The sequence below is a fragment of the Solirhodobacter olei genome (assembly GCF_004010155.1).
Classification (GTDB): domain Bacteria; phylum Pseudomonadota; class Alphaproteobacteria; order Rhodobacterales; family Rhodobacteraceae; genus Solirhodobacter; species Solirhodobacter olei.
In genome coordinates this window covers 19,086-37,477 of the sequence record NZ_RRYH01000002.1, presented here as the reverse complement: position 1 = coordinate 37,477, position 18,392 = coordinate 19,086, and the positions used below count along the sequence as shown (strand labels likewise).

The window sequence follows — 18,392 nt, the reverse complement described above, 5'->3', positions numbered from 1 at the left end:
ACGGTGGGCCCGGCCGCGACACCGCGCCCGCATTGACCCGGGCCCGGTTCTCGCCCACAACCGTCGCCGGACTTGAGCGGAGAAAGCCAATGCCTGCCCCCATCGCCCTCATCACCGGCGCCTCGCGCGGGCTCGGCTTCGCGCTGGCCGAGGCGCTCGGCGCCCAGGGCTGGCACGTCGTCGCCGTCGGCCGCACCGTGGGCGGGCTGGAAGATCTCGACGACCGGATACAGGCCGCCGGCGGCAGCGCCACGCTCGCGCCAATGGACGTGACGGTGCCGGAGGCCATGGCCCAACTCTGCCGCGGCATCTTCGATCGCTGGGGAAAGGCGGACCTCTGGCTTCACACCGCGATCCATGCCGCCCCCCTTACGCCCGCCGGCCATATCGACGCCAAGGACCTCGACCGCTCGCTGGCCACCAACGTCTCGGCCACCGCGACCCTGATCCGCATGGTCGAGCCGCTGCTGCGCGCCGCGCCAGAGGGCACGGCGATGTTCTTCGACGACCCGCGCGCGGGCGAGAAGTTCTTCGGAAGCTACGGCGCCACCAAGGCAGCCCAGATCGCGCTCGCCCGCTCCTGGCAGGCCGAGACCCCGCATGTCGGCCCCCGCGTCCTGATCGAGACGCCGCGACCGATGCGCACGGCCACCCGCGCCCGCTTCTTCCCCGGCGAGGAGACAGAGGGCCTGGCCCCGATCCGTGAAGAGGCCGCCCGGCTCCTCTCCCTGCTCTGAACCCTCTCGCCTCCGGCGGGAGTATTTCGGCCAGAAAAAAGCGCTCGCCCCGGCTTTCACCCCGGTCCGAATACCGCGGCCGGAGGCCCCCTTGCGCGCTGCGGGGCGCGGCGGTCCGGGCGATCGCGTAACTTCCCGGCCAGCCCGGCACGACCAGCCTTGTTCCTCGCCGCAGCCTCGACTAATCAGGGCCGAGGACGGGGGCTAGAATGCGTATTCTCATCACCAATGACGACGGCATCAACGCGCCGGGCCTCGCCGTGCTGCAGGCCATCGCCGAAGAGGTCGCCGGCCCCGGCGGCGAGATCTGGACCGTCGCGCCTGCGTTCGAGCAATCCGGCGTCGGCCACTGCATCTCCTACAGCCACCCGACGATGATCGCCGAACTCGGCCCCCGCCGCTTCGCGGCAGAGGGCTCGCCGGCCGATTGCGTGCTTGCCGGCGTCCATGACGTGCTGGTCGACCAGCACCCCGACCTTGTCCTGTCCGGCGTCAACCGGGGTAACAACGCGGGCGAGAACACGCTTTATTCCGGCACCATCGGCGGCGCGATGGAAGCCGCCCTTCAGGGCCTTCCGGCGATCGCGCTCAGCCAGTTCATCGGCCCGCGCACCCAGGTGCTGGACGATCCCTTCGACGCCGCCATCCATCACGGCGCGGCCCTCGTCCGCCGTCTGTTGGAGCATGGCCATTGGGACGAGGGCGCCTACCGCACCTTCTACAATGTGAATTTCCCGCCCTGCGCCGCGGCGGACGTCCGGGGCACCCGCGTCACCTCGCAGGGCTTCCGCGACTACACCACCTTCGGGGTGGAGCCGGTGCAATCGCCCTCCGGCCGCCGGTTCCTCTGGGTCCGCGGCGGGCGCCAGCACGAACCGACAGGCCCGGGCACCGACGTGACCGCCAATGTCGAGGGCTACATCTCCGTCACACCCATGCGCGCGGACCTGACCGCGCATGACATCCTCGACAGCCTGAGGGAGCGGCTGGAATGATCGACGCCGCGGAGCGGAAGATGCGTTTCCTCTACGCGCTCCGCTCCTCGGGCGTGACCGAAGCGCGCGTGCTCTCCGCCATGGAGAAGATCGACCGCGGCGCCTTCATTCGCGGCACCTTCGCCGACAAGGCCTATGAGGACATGCCGCTGCCCATCGCCTGCGGCCAGACGATCTCGCAGCCCTCCGTCGTGGGTCTCATGACCCAGGCGCTGGAACTCGGGTCCCGCGACAAGGTTCTGGAGGTCGGCACCGGCTCCGGCTACCAGGCCGCGGTGCTCTCGCAGCTCTGCCGCCGGGTCTACACCATCGACCGCCACCGGCGCCTTGTGCGAGAGGCAGAGGCCGTCTTCCGCGCCCTCGACCTCAGCAATATCACCGCCATGACGGCGGACGGATCCTTCGGCCTGCCCGAACAGGCGCCCTTCGATCGCATCCTTGTCACCGCCGCCGCGGAGGACCCTCCCGGGCCCCTCTTGGCGCAACTGAGGATCGGCGGTATCATGGTGCTGCCCGTCGGGCAGTCGGGGGCGGTCCAAACGCTGCTACAGGTCCGAAAATCCGAACACGGGCTGGACTATAACGAGCTTCGTCCGGTGCGTTTCGTGCCGCTGGTCGAAGGGCTCGCACAGGAATGACAGCTGAAGGCGAAACAAGGCCCGGGCCTACCGGGCGGGTTGGGGCAAGCATGGCAGGCAAACACTCGGCGTTTCACCGCAATCTCATCCTCTGCGCAGGCGTGGCGGCGCTCGCCTCCTGCGGGCAGGTGAAGGACTGGGACCTCAGGAACCTCTCCGGCGGCTTCAACACCACGAACGCCGCCGAGCAGGCGACCCTCAACCGGCCGACGCCCGACAGCCGTGGCGTGATCTCTTATCCCGGCTACCAGGTGGCCGTGGCCCGGCGCGGCGACACCGTCGCCTCCATCGCCGCCCGGCTCGGGATCTCGCCGGGCGACCTCGCCCGTTACAACGCAGTCCGCGTCGACGCCCCCCTGCGCGAGGGCGAGGTCGTGGCGCTGCCCGTCCGCGTCGCCGAAAGCGGTGGCGGCAGCACAGGGGCGGCAGGTGCGGCCGGGGCAGCCGGCGCCAATGCGGGCGGTTCGACCGCCAGCAACGGGCAGATCGACATCACCTCGCTCGCAAGCGGCGCCATCGACCGCTCGCAGGGCCAGGGCAACGCCGCCACGACCAGCGGCAGCGGCACCCGGGTCGCCGCCGCCTCGCCCTCGGGCGTGCAGCCGATCCGGCACAAGGTCAAACGCGGCGAGACCGCCTATACCATCGCGCGGCTCTACAACGTGCCCGTGCGCGCGCTGGCCGACTGGAACGGCCTCGGCCCCGATCTTTCGGTGCACGAGGGTCAGGTGCTGCTGATCCCGCCGGTCGATACCTCGGCCCAGGGCCAGTCGCAGCAGACGACCGCCACCACGGCCGCCGTCAGCCCGCCGGGCCAGCAGTCGCCCGCCCCGGAACCGCCGAGCGCCTCGCAGCCCCTGCCGGCGACCACGCCTCCGCCGGCAAGCGCAAAGACCAACCTGCCCGCTTCGCCCGACATGTCGAAGCAGCGGACCTCGGCCTCGGCCTCGAAATACATGATGCCGGTGAACGGCAAGATCATCCGGCCCTTCGGCGGCAAGAACCAGGGCATCGACATCGCCGCGCCGGCCGGCACCCCGATCCACGCCGCCGCCTCCGGCACGGTCGCCGCGATCACCCAGAACACCGACCAGGTGCCGATCATCGTGCTCAGGAACGACGGCGGCATTCTGACCGTCTATGCCAATGTCGGCGGCATCAAGGTGAAGAAGGGCGAGACGGTGAAGCGCGGCCAGACCCTCGGCTCGGTGCGGCCCGGCAACCCGTCCTACATGCATTTCGAGATCCGCAAGGGCTTCAACGCCGTCGACCCGACGACGCTGGTGCAGTAAGGCGGTCCTGCGCGCCGTCCGGCCAAACGGGCGGCGCGCAACCTCACCCGGCGTGTGAGGAAATAAACTTAAGCCATTGATAATAAGATATATTATTGCCCCTCCTGGCTGCGCCGCCCTGTCTTGACGCTGAAACACATTCAAAAACCAAAATCGGTGCGAAAGCGGTGCAAAAGCGGTGCTTTTTCGGTATCGCCTTTTTCACGCTTTTTCAGCGCATTGCGCGCACGGCATCAGACGCCCACCCGGTCTCGGGGACGCCGCATAAACACTTGCTTAAGGAAGCCGGCCGGGGCCGGTGTCAGATCACCACGCCCCGCCGCCCGGCGAGATCGGTGAAATACTGCCAGGCGACCCGGCCGGAGCGCGCCCCGCGCGTCGCCTGCCACTCGATCGCCTCGGCGCGCAGCGTCGCCTCGTCGATCTCCACGCCATAGGCGTCGCAATAGCCCCGGATCATGGCGAGGTATTCGTCCTGCCCGCAGGGATGAAAGCCCAGCCACAGCCCGAACCGGTCGGAGAGCGACACCTTTTCCTCCACCGCCTCGGACGGATTGATGGCGGTCGAACGTTCGTTCTCGATCATGTCCCGCGGCATCAGGTGACGGCGGTTGGATGTGGCGTAGAGGATGACGTTCTTCGGCCGCCCCTCGATCCCGCCGTCCAGCACCGCCTTCAGGCTCTTGTAATGCTCGTCATCATGGCTGAACGACAGGTCGTCACAGAACAGCAGGAACCGGGCCTTCGTGCCCCGCAGCATATTGAGGAGCCGCCCGACAGAGGGCAGGTCCTCGCGCTGCATCTCGACCAGCTTGAGGGGGGTGCCGCGCGCCAGAACCTCGGCGTGTACCGCCTTGACAAGGCTGGACTTTCCCATCCCCCGTGCCCCCCAGAGCAGGGCATTGTTGGCGGGCAGGCCGCGGGCGAACTGCAGGGTATTCTCCAGCAGGATGTCCCGGGCCCGGTCGATACCGACAAGAAGCGGCAGCGCGACGCGGTTGATCTCGTCCACCGGCTCCAGCCGATCGGGTTTCACATGCCAGACGAAGGCGTCCGAACCCGCGAAATCAGGCACCCGGCCCGGCGGCGGGCTCAGCCTTTCAAGCGCCGCCGCGATCCTTTCCAGCGGGTCGCTCATTCTTCGTCGTCGTCCAGCAGGCCCTCTTCGCGAAGCTGCTCATCGCGCTTCCGCTCGATCCGGCGGATCAGCAGGATGGAGATCTCGAACAGACCGTAGATCACCGTGAAGAGCGTCAGCTGAGAGACCACATCGGGCGGCGTCACCACCGCGGCCAGCACCAGGATCGCCAGCACAGCATAGCGCCGCACGCTCGCCAGCGCCTGGGCAGAGATGATCCCCGCCTTGCCCATCAGCGTCAGCAGCACCGGAAGCTGGAAGCACAGGCCGAAGGCGACGATGAAGGTGGTGGTGAGCGAGAGATAGGCCTCGATCGAGCCGTGGAAGGTGATCCCCGCCTGCGCCAGCGCCTTGCCGGTGCCCGCCGTCGCATCGCCCAGCCCCGGCTGCTGGAAGCTCAAGAAGAACCGGAAGGCCATCGGCAGGATCAGGTAATAGGCGAAGGCCGCGCCCAGCAGGAACATCGCTGGAGAGGCGATGAGGAACGGCAGGAACGCCGCGCGTTCCTTCTTGTATAGCCCAGGCGCCACGAAGCGCCACAGCTGGTAGGAGATGACCGGGAAGGACAGCACCAGCCCGCCGATCGCCGAGATCCGGATGGCGACGAAGAAGCCCTCCTGCAGCTTGATCATCTGCAGCCCGCACTCCTGATGGCGCGAGGCCATGGCATGGCAGATCGGTCGGGTCAGGAAGTTGAAGATCGGGTCGGCAACCATGTAGCAGAGCACCAGCCCCACGAGGAAGGCGCTGACCGACCAGATCAGCCGCTGGCGCAGCTCCGCCAAGTGTTCCATCAGCGGGGCGGAGGACTCGTCGAGGTCTTCTGTGCTCATGCGTCAGTGTTCCGGGACGCGGCGCGTTTGCGCGGTGTCTTGGGGGTCGCGGAGGCCGTCTCGTCAGCGCCATTGGCCCTGGTGGCCGCGGCCTTCGGCTTTGCTGCCGCCTTGGCACGGCTGCGCGGTTTCGAGGCGGCAGGCGCCTCGGCTTCGGCGGTTGCAGCCGTCGTCTTGGCCGCCGGCTTCCGCGCGGATTTTGCGGGGGTTTTCCTGGTCTTGGTAGCCGATTTTGATGCGGCCTTGGCCGTGTCGGCCGCCGCGTCTTCCGTCGCGGCTGCGGCCTTTGCGGCCGGCTTGGCGCGCGGTTTGCGGGCCTTCTTCGGCGCGGCATCCGCGCCAATGTCATGATGTTCGAACGTTGCCTCGGCCAGCTCCTCGGGCGTGGGCTTGTCGCGCAGCGCCGCCATCTCCGCCGCCCGGGCCTCGGCCTCGTCCGAGCCGGCCTTGACCTTGGCGGCGAGCGCGGCCGTTTCCGGCCCCATCTCCCCTTCGCCTTCGGTCTTTGCCTCGTCTGCGCCGGAATTCACCGCGCGCTTGGTCTGGTCCCAGGCATCGAGCTTCTTGCTGGCGCTCGAGAGCGCATCGAGCCCAAGCGACCGGGCGGAGGTCAGGTTCTTGATATCGCTCGCGACCTCATCGACCCCGGCCTCGCGCGCGGCCTGTTCCATGGCGTTCTGGAAATCCCGCGCCATGGCCCGCGCCTTGGCCGTGAACTGGCCCAGGGCGTGGAACATCTTCGGCAAATCCTTGGGGCCCACGAAAATGAGCGCCGCAATGCCGATCAGCATCAATTCGGACCAGCCGATATCAAACATTACGCGTCAGCCCGCCTCAGATTCCCGCGACCAGGCCCTCAGGCCTTGTCCTTCTCCTCGACCTTCTTGGTCTCGTCACTCGCCTGGGCGCCGTCGTTGATGCCCTTCTTGAAAGCGGTGATCCCCTTGCCGACTTCGCCCATCAGGTTGCTCACCTTGCCCTTGCCGAAGAGCACGAGGAACACCACCGCGATCAGGATCAGGCCGGGAAGCCCGATGTTGTTGAGCATGTCATCCTCCATCTCGGCACGAATTCTGCGCCCGTGCCTTCTTCTCTGACATATGGCCTCGGCGCGCCGGATCAAAGCCCGAATCCGCCGTGAGGCTGGGTTTTTTCCGCGCCCGCGTCAGATTGTTGCGTTCACCGCCCCGCCGTCGAGAAGGATGTTCTGCCCGACGATGAAACCGGCATGGACGGAGCAGAGAAAGGCGCACATCGCGCCGAACTCCTGAGGCGTGCCGTAGCGGCCGACGGGGATCGCGGCGGCGTTGGCGGCGGCCACCTCCTCGCGCGGCACGCCACGCGCCTCAGCCGCCGCGCCGTCCAGTTCCAGCGTGCGGTCGGTCGCATGGGCCCCGGGCAGGAGGTTGTTGATCGTCACCCCGCTCGGCGCCACTTGCCGAGAGGTGCCGGCAACGAAGCCGGTCAGCCCGGTCCGCGCCGTGTTCGACAGCCCCAGCTGCGGGATCGGCGCCTTGACGGAGCGCGAGGTGATGTTGACCACCCTTCCCCAGCCGCGCGTCATCATTCCCGGCAGGCAGGCCTGCATCAGCGCGATCGGCGTCAGCATGCTCTTGTCGAGCGCGTCGATGAAATCGGCACGGCTCCAGTTACTCCAGATCCCCGGCGGCGGGCCGCCGGCGTTGGTAACGAGGATATCCACATCCCCTGCCGCGGCGAGCACACGCGCCTGGCCCTCAGCCGTGGTGATGTCGGCGGCAACCGCGGTGACGCGCACGCCCTTGGCGCGCAGCCGCTCTGCCGCGGACTCGAGCGCCGCTTCGCCGCGGGCATTGATGACCAGGTCCACGCCCGCCTCGGCCAGCGCCTCGGCGCAGCCGTAGCCGAGCCCCTTCGAGGCCGCGCAGACCAGCGCGCGTCGGCCCTTGATACCAAGATCCATTCCGTCCTCCCGTCTTTTCCTCTGGCTAACACTCCGTCCGGGGGGCTGAAAGCCGGAAATCGGCGGGGGCAGATCCGGGCCCGCAGGTCTCTCAACACTTCGTTAACCTTGTTGCGCCAATCCTGCTCAAACACCTGCCGCCGACCCTGTCCGAGTTCCACGTTAGAAAGAGTGCCAAGTCCCCATGGCGGACCCATCCCATCCCGCAAGCCCCTTCGCCCTGCCACCCCGCCTCACCTGCCAGGTGTTTCCGTCCGAGGTGATCTCGGTCCGCGCCGGGGCCAATCTCGGCGATCCGCTGGGGGATCTCGAGACGCTCTGCCTCGGCGATGTCTACCAGCTCGCGGCGGGCGCGAATGCCCTGCGCCTGACCATCGCGGCGTCTGACGCATGCGTGGACAAGCGGCGACAGCCGATCGCGGCGGGTTCCGACGTTGGCCGGCCCGGCGGCTGGGTCGCGCTTTGCGCGCGGCTGACTCTGATGGCGCCGGAAGGCGACATGGTGGAACTGCTCCTCCTGTGTCCGGACGGGCCGGGGGGGCTTTACGCCCTGCCCCTTTCGCCGATGGAGCCGAAGGTAGACTACACCCTGATACGGGCGGAGGCCGATCCCGGTACCGCGCGGCTCTCCGACCTGATCTGCATCTCCTTCGGACGCGGGACGATGATCGCGCTGGCCGACGGCAGCCAGATCCCGATCGAGGGCCTGAAACCCGGCGACCGCGTGCTGACCCGCGATCACGGGGCCCAGCCGCTGCGCTGGATCGGCCGGGCAACGCTGCGGGCGCTCGGCAGCTATGCGCCCATCGTCATCACCGCCGGCGCGCTTGGCAACGCCGGCGACCTGATCGTCGGCCAGCATCACCGCATGTTCCTCTACCAGCGCGACGGCAACCGTCTGGCCGACACGGCGGAGCTTCTGGTCCAGGCCAAGCATCTGGTGGATGGCGAACGCGTGTTCCTGCGCCAGGGTGGCTATGTCGACTATTTCAGCCTGATCTTCGACCGGCACGAGATCATCTATGCCGAGGGCATCCCGGCCGAGAGCCTGATGGTCAACGACGCCACCCTCTCGCACCTGCCCGAGGCCCTGGCAGAGGAGCTCAGGACCCGCTTCCCCGGCCTCTCCCAGCGCCAGCATTTCGGGACGGAGGCCGGGCGTCGCGCCCTGACCATGCTCGGTGGCCCGGCGTTCTTCCAGCAGCGGAAGGCGGGGTGAGCGGCGTCAGCGGCGCGCCCGCCGCCCAACCTTCATTGCTTGGCGTATATCTGCACGCCGCCATCCACCTTCGCGCCATTCAGGGTGACCGTGCCGGTATTCGTGAGGAGCGTCACGCCCTGGGCCGAGGTGCCTTTGAAATCGCCCAGGGCCTGGCCGCTGACCGCGACCGTATTCCCGCCTCCTGTCAGCGTCCCCTTGTAGTTGGCGGAAACCTGGTAGGGCTGCGTCACGTTGGAACAGCCATTTGCAGTGCCAATGCAACCGTTGCTGACGGTCACGGTGCCAGCATAGTACTGGACCTTTGTCGTCGGCCTGCGGATCCCGGTCTTCGGATCGGGCGGACCGAAGGGCCCGCCGACGAAGTTCGTCGCAGACCCGCTCAACGATCCGTTGCCGAAATCCGCGGACAACTCGGCCGTTCCGGCCGCCACGATATTTGGCTGGGTGGTCACCGCGTTGTCGTAGTTGCCGTTAATTACCGCATAGCCCGTGTAGGTGGCCGTTCCGGTTGTCGGCATGGTGGTGGTGTTCGCCATCGCCGTCGCGCCGGTATAGGTATCGCCGTACAGCTCGTCGTGATAGCTGTTGTAGCCCGGCACCAGCACATTGGTGTAGTAGTCCACCGGGTCACTTGCCGCGGTGACCTGCGTGCTGCTGCCACAGCCGCAACCCGAACTCGCCGCACCCGCACCCGCCGTCACCCCCGACCCGCCACATCCCGCCAGAAGCAGCACTGCCCCGACGGCGGCCACGCGCAGGGCCGTCCTCTCGATCTTCGTCATCACTCGTCTTCTCCAAGCCCCGGCCGCAGCCGTTCCCCCGAGACCGTCCGGCCCGGGTCGTTTCAGTTCCTCTCTCTGGAAGGCGCCGCTGCATGCAGCGGCAATCGGGGGCGCGCCTTCGACCATTCCACCCACACGCTCGTCACCACCTACCGCCGAAGGCTCGCCTTCTCCGTGCCGCAATTAACCATGCTCTCGCCGCAGTTGAGTTGCACGAACCCGTGTTCACAACTCTGTTGCCAGCGGGGAAACATGCACCCGGCCCCGCGCGCATCGCGCCGCTTGCCGCCTCCCCGGCGGCGGGCTATAGGCCCCCATGCTCGACAATCGCCCCGCCCTTCCGCCCGAAATCGCCCGCCGCCGGACCTTCGCGATCATCTCGCACCCGGACGCCGGCAAGACCACACTGACCGAGAAGTTCCTGCTCTTCGGCGGCGCGATCCAGATGGCCGGCCAGGTCCGCGCCAAGGGCGAGGCGCGGCGCACCCGCTCGGACTTCATGAAGCTGGAGCAGGAGCGCGGCATCTCCGTCTCCGCCTCCGCCATGTCCTTCGAGTTCGGGAAGTACCGCTTCAACCTCGTCGACACGCCCGGCCACTCGGACTTCTCGGAGGACACCTATCGCACGCTGACCGCGGTCGATGCCGCGATCATGGTGATCGACGGGGCCAAGGGCGTCGAAAGCCAGACCCGCAAGCTTTTCGAGGTCTGCCGGCTCCGCGACCTGCCGATCCTGACCTTCTGCAACAAGATGGACCGCGAGAGCCGCGACACGTTCGAGATCATCGACGAGATCCAGCAATCGCTCGCCATCGACGTGACCCCCGCCTCCTGGCCCATCGGACAGGGGCGCGAATTCCTCGGCTGCTACGATATCCTGCGCGACCGGCTGGAGCTGATGGACCGGGCCGACCGCAACCGCGTGGCGGAGTCGATCAAGATCGAGGGTCTGGACGACCCCAAGCTTGCCGAGCACATCCCCCCGGGCCTACTCGACAAGCTCCGCGAGGAGGTCGAGATGGCGCGCGAGCTTCTGCCCGCCTTCGACCGCAAGAGCTTCCTTGAAGGGCATTTGACGCCGATCTGGTTCGGCTCCGCGATCAACTCCTTCGGGGTGAAGGAGCTGATGGCCGGGATCGGCGACTACGGCCCCGAGCCGCAGCCCCAGCGCGCCGCCGAACGCGAGATCGCGCCGGAGGAGAAGTCGGTTGCGGGCTTCGTCTTCAAAGTCCAGGCCAACATGGATCCCAAGCACCGCGACCGGGTGGCCTTCGTCCGGCTCGCCTCGGGCCATTTCGAGCGCGGCATGAAGCTGATGCATGTGCGCGCCAAAAAGCCGATGGCGATCTCGAACCCCGTGCTCTTCCTCGCCGCCGACCGTGAGTTGGCGGAGGAGGCCTGGGCCGGCGACATCATCGGCATCCCGAACCACGGCCAGCTCCGCATCGGCGACGCGCTGACCGAGGGCGAGGCGCTGCGCTTCACCGGCATCCCCAGCTTCGCGCCGGAACTGCTGCAGGGCATCCGCGCGACCGATCCGCTGAAGGCCAAGCACCTGGAAAAGGCGCTGATGCAGTTTTCCGAGGAAGGCGCCGCCAAGGTCTTCAAGCCGATGATCGGCTCGGGCTTCATTGTCGGCGTCGTTGGCGCGCTGCAGTTCGACGTGCTGGCAAGCCGGATCGAACAGGAATACGCCCTGCCTGTCCGTTACGAGCCGACGCAATTCACCTCTGCCCGCTGGGTCTCGGGGCCCAAGGCCGAGCTAGAGAAATTCGTCAACGTCAATAAGGGCCACATCGCCACCGACAATGACGGCGACCTCGTCTACCTGACGCGGCTGCAATGGGACATCGACCGGATCGGGCGCGACTATCCGGAGCTGAAGCTGACCGCGACCAAGGAAATGATGGTCTGAGCCGTCCGCTCCAGGCCTGCGACGGCCCAGAGCGTCGTCCTCAGGCGGCCTTCTCGGCGATCCGGTGGGCGACGATCTCTTCCGCCACCTCGTTCGGGCTGACCCCGGCCTCTGCCGCGCGGGTGAAGATCCTGTCCAGCGTCTCTTCCGCCGCGGCCAGCCCCTTGGCCACGAAACGGTCGCGGTCGCGGACCTTCAGGATCTCTGTTGCGACATTGATGATGCCACCCGCATTGGCGACGAAATCCGGCGCATAGAGGATGCCGCGCATCTGCAGCCGCTTGCCGTCGGCGGCGCTGGCCAGCTGGTTGTTCGCCCCGCCCGCGACGGCCGAGACCCGAAGCCGGGGAATCGTGGTTTCGTTCAGCACCGCGCCCACGGCGCAGGGCGCGAGGATGTCCGCCTCGGCCGCCAGGATCGCCTCTGGCGCGACGACCTCGGCGCCGAAGGCCGCCTTCGCGGCTTCGGCAGCGGCGGCATCGCTGTCGGCCACGATCAGGTCCGCCCCGGCGTCGGACAGCAGCGCGCAGAGGTGGAGCCCGACATGGCCCACCCCCTGAACCGCCACCCGGCGCCCCTCGAGATCGGCCGAGCCGAAGCGGTGGCGCGCGGTGACGCGGATCGCGTTGAAGATGCCCCGGGCGGTCACCGGCGAGGGGTCGCCACTGGCATAGGCCCCGTCGACCCGCCCCGCCACGAACCGCGTGCCATGCGCCACCAGCGCCATGTCATCGGGCGTCATCCCCATATCCTCGGCCGTCCAGTAGCGGCCGGTCAGGGTCTGGATGGCAAGGCCGAAGATTTCCAACAGACCCGTGGGCTTCTCCACCGCCGGATTACCAATGATCACCGCCTTGCCGCCCCCCAGGGGCAGCCCCGCGGCGGCGTTCTTGAAGGTCATTCCGCGCGAGAGCCGCAGCACGTCCTCGATCGCCTCGGCCTCGCTGGCATAGGGCCGCATCCTCAGCCCACCGGCCGCCGGGCCGAGCGCGGTCGAATGTATCGCGATGAACCCGACAAGCCCGACCGACGGATCCTCGACCCGCAGCACCTCCTCGTGGTCCGGTGCCGCTACAGGCGTCAGCTTCATGCTCGCTCTCCTTCTGTCCAGGCGCGCATAGTGCCGCTTGAGAGAGAGGGAAGGTCACCAAATGCACCTCCAAATTTGGCCAGAATTGGTGTATGACTCCAAAAATGGCGCCCCAACGTTCCCATGTCACCATGGACGACATCGACCGTCGAATCGTTGCGGCCCTTCAACGCGACGGCCGGATCACCAATGTCGAGCTTGCCGAACTGGTCGGCCTGTCGCCCACCCCCTGCGCCCGGCGCGTCGCCCGGCTGGAGGCGGAGGAGGTAATCACCGGCTACGGAGCGCGGGTTGATCCGGTCCGTGTAGGGCTGCCTGTGTCGATCTTCGTCTCGGTCGAGCTGGAACGGCAGGACCGCGAAGCCATCACGACCTTCGAACGCGCCGTGGTCACCCTGCCCGAGGTCATGGAGTGCTACCTTATGACCGGTTCGCGCGACATCCTGCTTCGGGTGGTTGCCGAGGATCTGACCACCTTCAACCACTTCCTTGAGGAACGGTTGATGCGGCTGCCGGGCATCCGCTCCATCCGCTCCAATTTCGCGCTGCGCACGCTGATCCGGCGCCAGTCCCTGCCACTCGGGCCCAACGGGTCCTGAGGCGAAGCCCCGCATTCGCTGTAGAGACGACAAAGGCCCGCCGCGGGGGGAGCGGCGGGCCAGGTTTAGGGGTTGCCCCCCGTGCGGCGCCTCAGCCGCCGCTTGCGGCGGCGGGCGCGCTTGTCTGGGGCTTGGCCGGCGCGTTAGCCGGCGTGTTGGTCGACGGGGTCTGGGCCACCGGCGTCTTGGTCGACGGGGTCGCGGCAGGCGCCGCAGCAGCTTTGGGGGCCGGCGGCGCGAAGGCCTTGTTGGCGGCGAGCTTTATCAGCCCCTTGGCCGAGTCCGGCGAGAGCTTCATCAACCGCGGCAGGTTCGAGGCGGCGAGGATGTAGCTGCCGTCCTTCTCCTCCATCACCCGGTAGTCGAGCGTTTTGCCGCCGGCGATCCCGATGGAAAGGTCGAGCTTTTCCTTCCCCTCCGGCGCGGAGGGCTTGCCGGGCGCCAGACCCTCGATCCAGAGGCTCCCGAGCTGGTCGGTCAGCGATTTGACCTCGGTCCCCGCCGGCACCGGGGCGGCGCTGCCGATCTGGACCTCCCAGCCGGGCGCGGGCTTGGCGGCCGGTTTCGCCGCGCTTGTCTTGCCGCCGGCGCCCTTGGCATCGGCCGTCTTGGTGTCAACCGGCGTGGTCCCGCCCGCCGTCCCCTCCGCCTTATGCGGTGTGCGGGTGATCTTCACGTCGCCCCACCCGATCGAGGTGATCTTCTTCGCGTCCACCTTCAGCGCGTTCGAATCCACCCAGTCGTTTGCGTTTGCGGAGACGAGGTAGAGGCCGAAGTCCATCGTCCGCACCCCTTTCTGACCGGCGCGGCGGACATAGACCTGCCGCACGCCCTGAGAATTGCCCAGGTAGACCGTGGCAAGCGGGCTCTTCTCGGGCCCGAGCACCAGCCTTCGCTCGAAGCCGTCCTGTGCCACCTTGAAGCGCTTGGGCGCGCCGGCGGTGGTGGCCACGGGCGGGCTCTCCTCGGCCTTGGCCAGGTCTTTCAGCACGGTATTTACCCGATGGCCGGCGGCCGGGAAGCCGCCCTCCTCCGGCAGGACCCAGCCCTTGTCCTTCTTCGCCAGCACCACCGTCTTGCCGTCCGCCCCGGTGATCGCCAGACGCGTGATCTTGGCGGTGGGCACGTCAAGCAGTTTGGTGCGCGCCGCCTCGCCCGCAAAGCCGCGCGAGGAGGTGTTCATCCCGATCGCCAGCGCCACCTGCGCGACCAGAAGGCCCGAGAGCGTGTAGATCGTCTTCTTCATGCCGACACCTCGTTCAGAATGCGCCCGTAGCGGGCCCGGTCGCGCCCGACGGTCCACCGCCGCCAGACCCAGACCAGGATGAGGCCGAGGATGGCGAAGGCGTAGTTCAGATACTCCCACAGCGCCTGGGTCGTGGGGGTCATCGGAAGTAGCGTGTTGGCGTATTGGGTCCGCCCGCGCAGCGCCAGAAGCGCGGGATCCTCCGTCGCCCAGTCGGCGACGTTCTGCAGGAAGTCGACCGGCTTGGTGTAGCGGGTCCCAAGCCCCTGCGAGGCCAGTGCCAGTGTCAGGTCAGACCCGAAGCTGGAGGAGGAAACCACAACCAGCTTGGCGTTTGCCGGAGAGCGGTCGATCACGCCCTGGAATTCCGGCGGCGGGGCCTTGGCGTCCTTTGCCGCCGGTTTCTTCGGCTTGACGTTCTTGTCCGGCTTGAACAGCAGGGGCGAGTCCTTGCCCGCGAAGGCAGACTTGAAACTGCCCGTCAGCGCCACCGCCAGCAGATCCGAACCGCGCGGACCCGTCACGGCGAAGCCGTTGTTGGGATGCGCCTGGTAATCCGGCGTCACGTCAAGCGTCGTCGAGGTCCAGCTTTTCGGCGAGGTCTTGACCAGCTGCACCGCCGAAAGCCCCTTCGGCACATCCTTCAGCGTGATCGGGGACGCCCAGTCCAGCGTCAGTTGCCCAAGGCTCGCGGTCACCGGGCTCGATTGCGAAAGACCGGCCCCGCGCACATCCGGGAAATGCGGATAGGGCATCATGTGGATCTCGCGCATGCTGAAGCCGCCCACCTGCTTCTCGACCGGAACCGGAAGCGAGGCGTTCTGCGGGTCAAGCACCAGCTTCTTGCCAATGTCGATCCCGTAGGTCTTCAGCCATTTGCCGAGGCCCGAGCTCTGGGGCACCACGCTCAGCGTGCCCTGTTCTGAGACCGCATAGGGCGAGGAGGCCAGCACTACGGTGCCGCCGCGCATCAGGAACTGGTCGATCGCGAAGCGGCCCTTAACGCCAAGGTTGGTCGGATCCATGACCATGAGGACATCGGTATCCGCCGGCACATGGCCGCTCGAGAGCTTCGCATCGATCACCCGCGCATCCTTGTCGAGTTGCGCCTTGAGCCGCGTGTATTGTGGCCCCTGCGGCTGCATGCCGGGGTACATCTGCTTCGGCGCAGGCGGCGTGGCGAGCGCGATGGTGTGCAGGAAGCCCGGTGCCAGGTGCTTGGCCGCGGTGAGGATGGCGCGTTTGAACGCCGCCTCGTCCAGCCCGCCCCCCTGCGGAAGCGTCACTGGCACGCTGTGCCCGCCCCCCGAAAGGCGGAGCGAGAACCAGAACGGATGCGGGTTCATCAGCCCGGCAACCTGCGGGCGCAGCCCGTACTCCTTCTCCAGCTTGTGCGCCAGCGCGCCGCCGTTCGCCTCCGGATCCTCGATCGAATAGGAGAACTTGCCGGCGGCAGCCACCTTCTCGGCGTCGATCGCCTTCATCAGCGCGTCATGCACGGGCGCAAGCCCCTGCGGCAGCTTCGACTCGTCGGAAAGATAGGCATGAAGCGTCACGCCCCCGGGGACCGAGGCGAAGGCGTCGCCGCCTGCGCGATAGGCCTGCGTCACCTTCAGGATCGCCGAGGTGACGGCGTATTCCGGATTCGCAAGGCCCACCTGCACATTGTTCATGCCGCGATCCTTCACCGCGATCAGATCGCGGAAGCCCAGCGTCTGGTCCTGCCCGCCATAGGAGATCGCGATGTCGAAATAGGAATTCACGATCGACGAGGAATAGCGGTTCGCGGTCTGGAACGGCGTCGGCCGGATACCGAATTCGGCCGCCGACTTCGCGGCCTTCGGATCCGTCGTCGGGTTCAGGAACTCGACCCGCACATTGCGCCCGCCCGCGGCAGCATATTCGCGCAGCAGGTTCCTGAGCTGCGGCACCAGCGGAGCCAGAAGCGGATGGGTCTTGGAGGAGAAATAGCCGCGGATGACCAGCGGCTCCTGCAGACCCTTCAGCGCGGTCTTGGTCGCGTCAGAGAGCGTGTAGCGATGGTTGGCAGTCAGGTCGACCCGGGCATTCGTCACCGGCGCAAGCCAGAAATTCGCCGCCAGCAGGTTCGCCGCCGCCAGCACGGCGGCCCCCACCGTCACCGCATGGGCCTTCCGGCCGCCCGGGTTCTTCGCCCAGCGAAGCCTGTGCAGTTGCAGCACGTTCAGAGCGAGGAACACGCCGACGATCGAGATGTAATAGTAGATATCCCGCAGATCGAGAACACCGCGCGTGATCGAGGCGAAGCGCGAGCCGGAGCCGAGTTCATCGAGGATCTGCGCCAGGTTGCGGTTCACAAGGCTCGTCAGCAGGTCGGAGCCTAGGAAGTAGAAGATCGCGCAGATCAGCACCGTCACGATCAGCGAGATCACCGAATTGTCACTCTGCGCCGAAACGAAAAGCCCGATCGCCACATAGGCGGCGGCCAGGCAGAGCGTGGCGACATAGCCGCCGATCACCGGACCCCAGTCGAGCGCGCCGAGATGGGCAACCGTGAACGGCAAGGGCAGCGTCAGCACCAGCGCCAATGCCACCAAGGCCTCGACGGCGAGGAACTTGCCGAAGACCAGGCTGATCGGGCGCACCGGCGTTGTCATCAGCGCCTCGAGCGTGCCGGCACGCCGTTCCTCGGCCCAGACGCGCATGGTCAGCGCACCGGCAAGGAACACCATCAGGACCGGCATCCATTGGAACATCGGCTCCACATCGGCGATGTTGCGGGCGAAAAAGCCCGCCACCCAGAACACGATGAAGAGTGTGGCGGCGAGGAAACCGCCGATGAAGATATAGGCCGCAGGCGAGGAGAAGAAGCCCCTGAACTCCTTGCGGGCGACGGCGAATGTCTCACGCAGCATGGGCGGCGCCTCCGTTCACTTCGGCAAAGACCGTTTCAAGATCGCGCCGACGCGGCTCCAGCGCGTAAAGCGCGGCGCCGCTGTCGCAGACGAGGCGCGCGACTGCGGGTGCGGCCTCTTCCGTCGCGTCGAGCCGGTAAGTGTAACGGCCGTTTGCCATCCCTTCGCGCGCCACCGCCGTGACGCCCTCGAGCGCGGCCAACGGCGCGTCGAGATCGCGGTCCGTCGCCAGCGTCAGCCCGCTGGCCCGCTCCAGCGCCTCGATCCGTTCGTCGACCTCAAGTCTGCCGGCACGCATGATCAGCACGCGCTTGCAGACCGCCTGCACCTCCTGCAGCACATGGGTGGAGACGATGACGGTAGAGGTCTCGGCCAGCTCCCGGATCAGCCCGCGCATCTCGCGCACCTGGGTGGGGTCAAGCCCGTTCGTCGGCTCGTCGAGGATGACGATCTCGGGGTCATGCAGGATCGCCTGGGCCACGCCGACGCGCTGGCGGTAGCCGCGCGAGAGCGTCTCGATTCGCGACGTGGCCTTGGCCGTCAGTGCCGTGCGCCGGATCGCACGCGCGATGGCCGCGTCCTGCTTCACCCTCGCCACGCCGCTCAGCTGCGCGTGATAGGACAGAAAATCGATCACCGTCATTTCCGGCCAGACCGGGCAGTTCTCGGGCAGGTAGCCGATCCGCGCCTGGATCGCCCTGGTATCTCGCCCCATCACCAGATCATCGACACGGATCGCGCCCGAGGTCGGCTCCAGGTAGCCGGTGAGCATCTTCATGATCGTGCTCTTGCCAGCGCCGTTATGGCCGAGCAGGCCAACGACCTCGCCCTTGCCGATCTCGAAACTGACCCCATCCACGGCGGTTAGCTCGCCGTAGACGCGGGTCAAGGATTCCACGCTGATCATGGATTACCTCCGTTGGCGTCGATATCTGGATTGTCGGTTTGCCGCGGCCAGCCGGCGGCTGGGCGCCCCCGCCAGAGACATCTCGCAGTCGCGTCGCAAATGTGCCGACTGGCTGACGGTGCGCTTATCGAGAAGGGCCGCTTGCATCCGGCTCGCTTGTAG

General features: G+C 67.4%; 17 protein-coding genes. 7 read left to right on the top strand and 10 right to left on the bottom strand.

The genetic code is table 11. From position 1 onward, the window contains the following. The first annotated feature begins 89 nt into the window (after positions 1-89). From EIP85_RS00205 to EIP85_RS00190, 4 genes are all read left to right on the top strand, one after another. Complete coding sequence (locus tag EIP85_RS00205) at positions 90-737, top strand: SDR family NAD(P)-dependent oxidoreductase (RefSeq protein WP_127900123.1); 648 nt, start codon at positions 90-92, stop codon at positions 735-737. A gap of 209 nt (positions 738-946) precedes the next feature. Continuing rightward, on the top strand, positions 947-1,732 hold the full coding sequence (surE, locus tag EIP85_RS00200; RefSeq protein ID WP_127900122.1) for a 5'/3'-nucleotidase SurE: 786 nt from the start codon (positions 947-949) through the stop codon (positions 1,730-1,732). Further along, positions 1,729-2,370: a protein-L-isoaspartate(D-aspartate) O-methyltransferase gene (locus EIP85_RS00195; protein WP_127900121.1), complete on the top strand. Its 642-nt coding sequence runs from the start codon at positions 1,729-1,731 to the stop codon at positions 2,368-2,370. Before surE ends, EIP85_RS00195 begins: the two co-directional genes overlap by 4 nt. Before the next feature lie 50 nt (positions 2,371-2,420). Further along, a complete protein-coding gene (locus EIP85_RS00190; protein ID WP_127900120.1) occupies positions 2,421-3,662 on the top strand; it encodes a LysM peptidoglycan-binding domain-containing M23 family metallopeptidase in 1,242 nt (413 codons plus the stop codon). A 301-nt stretch (positions 3,663-3,963) separates the two neighbouring features. Here EIP85_RS00190 and EIP85_RS00185 read toward each other — a convergent pair whose 3' ends face one another. The 5 genes from EIP85_RS00185 to EIP85_RS00165 all read right to left on the bottom strand — a co-directional run bounded on the left by EIP85_RS00185 (position 3,964) and on the right by EIP85_RS00165 (position 7,575). After that, positions 3,964-4,800: an ATP-binding protein gene (locus EIP85_RS00185; RefSeq protein ID WP_127900119.1), complete on the bottom strand. Its 837-nt coding sequence runs from the start codon at positions 4,798-4,800 to the stop codon at positions 3,964-3,966. Further along, positions 4,797-5,633: a twin-arginine translocase subunit TatC gene (gene tatC / locus EIP85_RS00180; RefSeq protein ID WP_127900118.1), complete on the bottom strand. Its 837-nt coding sequence runs from the start codon at positions 5,631-5,633 to the stop codon at positions 4,797-4,799. The genes EIP85_RS00185 and tatC overlap by 4 nt, the downstream gene beginning before the upstream one ends. Next, positions 5,630-6,451: a Sec-independent protein translocase protein TatB gene (tatB, locus tag EIP85_RS00175; RefSeq protein ID WP_127900117.1), complete on the bottom strand. Its 822-nt coding sequence runs from the start codon at positions 6,449-6,451 to the stop codon at positions 5,630-5,632. The genes tatC and tatB overlap by 4 nt, the downstream gene beginning before the upstream one ends. 38 nt (positions 6,452-6,489) lie before the next feature. Next, positions 6,490-6,681, bottom strand: coding sequence for a twin-arginine translocase TatA/TatE family subunit (locus tag EIP85_RS00170; RefSeq protein ID WP_127900116.1), 192 nt, complete (start codon positions 6,679-6,681; stop codon positions 6,490-6,492). A 117-nt stretch (positions 6,682-6,798) separates the two neighbouring features. After that, a complete protein-coding gene (locus tag EIP85_RS00165) occupies positions 6,799-7,575 on the bottom strand; it encodes an SDR family oxidoreductase (RefSeq protein WP_127900115.1) in 777 nt (258 codons plus the stop codon). A gap of 184 nt (positions 7,576-7,759) precedes the next feature. Here EIP85_RS00165 and EIP85_RS00160 point away from each other — a divergent pair, with 184 nt between their 5' ends. After that, positions 7,760-8,794: a Hint domain-containing protein gene (locus EIP85_RS00160; protein ID WP_127900114.1), complete on the top strand. Its 1,035-nt coding sequence runs from the start codon at positions 7,760-7,762 to the stop codon at positions 8,792-8,794. Between the two features lie 32 nt (positions 8,795-8,826). Here EIP85_RS00160 and EIP85_RS00155 read toward each other — a convergent pair whose 3' ends face one another. Continuing rightward, positions 8,827-9,579, bottom strand: a complete 753-nt coding sequence (locus tag EIP85_RS00155) for a hypothetical protein (protein ID WP_127900113.1) — start codon at positions 9,577-9,579, stop codon at positions 8,827-8,829. Positions 9,580-9,895: 316 nt separating this feature from the next. Here EIP85_RS00155 and EIP85_RS00150 point away from each other — a divergent pair, with 316 nt between their 5' ends. Further along, positions 9,896-11,494, top strand: a complete 1,599-nt coding sequence (locus tag EIP85_RS00150) for a peptide chain release factor 3 (protein ID WP_127900112.1) — start codon at positions 9,896-9,898, stop codon at positions 11,492-11,494. Positions 11,495-11,534: 40 nt separating this feature from the next. Here EIP85_RS00150 and EIP85_RS00145 read toward each other — a convergent pair whose 3' ends face one another. Further along, the gene (locus tag EIP85_RS00145) at positions 11,535-12,584 is read right to left on the bottom strand and encodes a Glu/Leu/Phe/Val family dehydrogenase (protein ID WP_127900111.1); all 1,050 of its coding nucleotides are present in this window, start codon (positions 12,582-12,584) and stop codon (positions 11,535-11,537) included. A gap of 131 nt (positions 12,585-12,715) precedes the next feature. Between EIP85_RS00145 and EIP85_RS00140 the strand changes: the two genes are divergently transcribed. Further along, on the top strand, positions 12,716-13,183 hold the full coding sequence (locus tag EIP85_RS00140) for an Lrp/AsnC family transcriptional regulator (RefSeq protein WP_127900500.1): 468 nt from the start codon (positions 12,716-12,718) through the stop codon (positions 13,181-13,183). 91 nt (positions 13,184-13,274) lie between these two features. On the opposite strand, the gene EIP85_RS00135 is transcribed toward EIP85_RS00140, so the two are convergent. Genes EIP85_RS00135 through EIP85_RS00125 form a run of 3 tightly spaced genes read right to left on the bottom strand, consistent with a single transcriptional unit; the run spans position 13,275 to position 18,230 of the window. Next, a complete protein-coding gene (locus tag EIP85_RS00135; protein WP_127900110.1) occupies positions 13,275-14,429 on the bottom strand; it encodes a DUF4340 domain-containing protein in 1,155 nt (384 codons plus the stop codon). Continuing rightward, positions 14,426-17,323: a Gldg family protein gene (locus EIP85_RS00130; RefSeq protein WP_127900109.1), complete on the bottom strand. Its 2,898-nt coding sequence runs from the start codon at positions 17,321-17,323 to the stop codon at positions 14,426-14,428. The genes EIP85_RS00135 and EIP85_RS00130 overlap by 4 nt, the downstream gene beginning before the upstream one ends. After that, the gene (locus tag EIP85_RS00125; RefSeq protein WP_127900108.1) at positions 17,313-18,230 is read right to left on the bottom strand and encodes an ABC transporter ATP-binding protein; all 918 of its coding nucleotides are present in this window, start codon (positions 18,228-18,230) and stop codon (positions 17,313-17,315) included. The genes EIP85_RS00130 and EIP85_RS00125 overlap by 11 nt, the downstream gene beginning before the upstream one ends. Positions 18,231-18,392 lie beyond the last annotated feature (162 nt).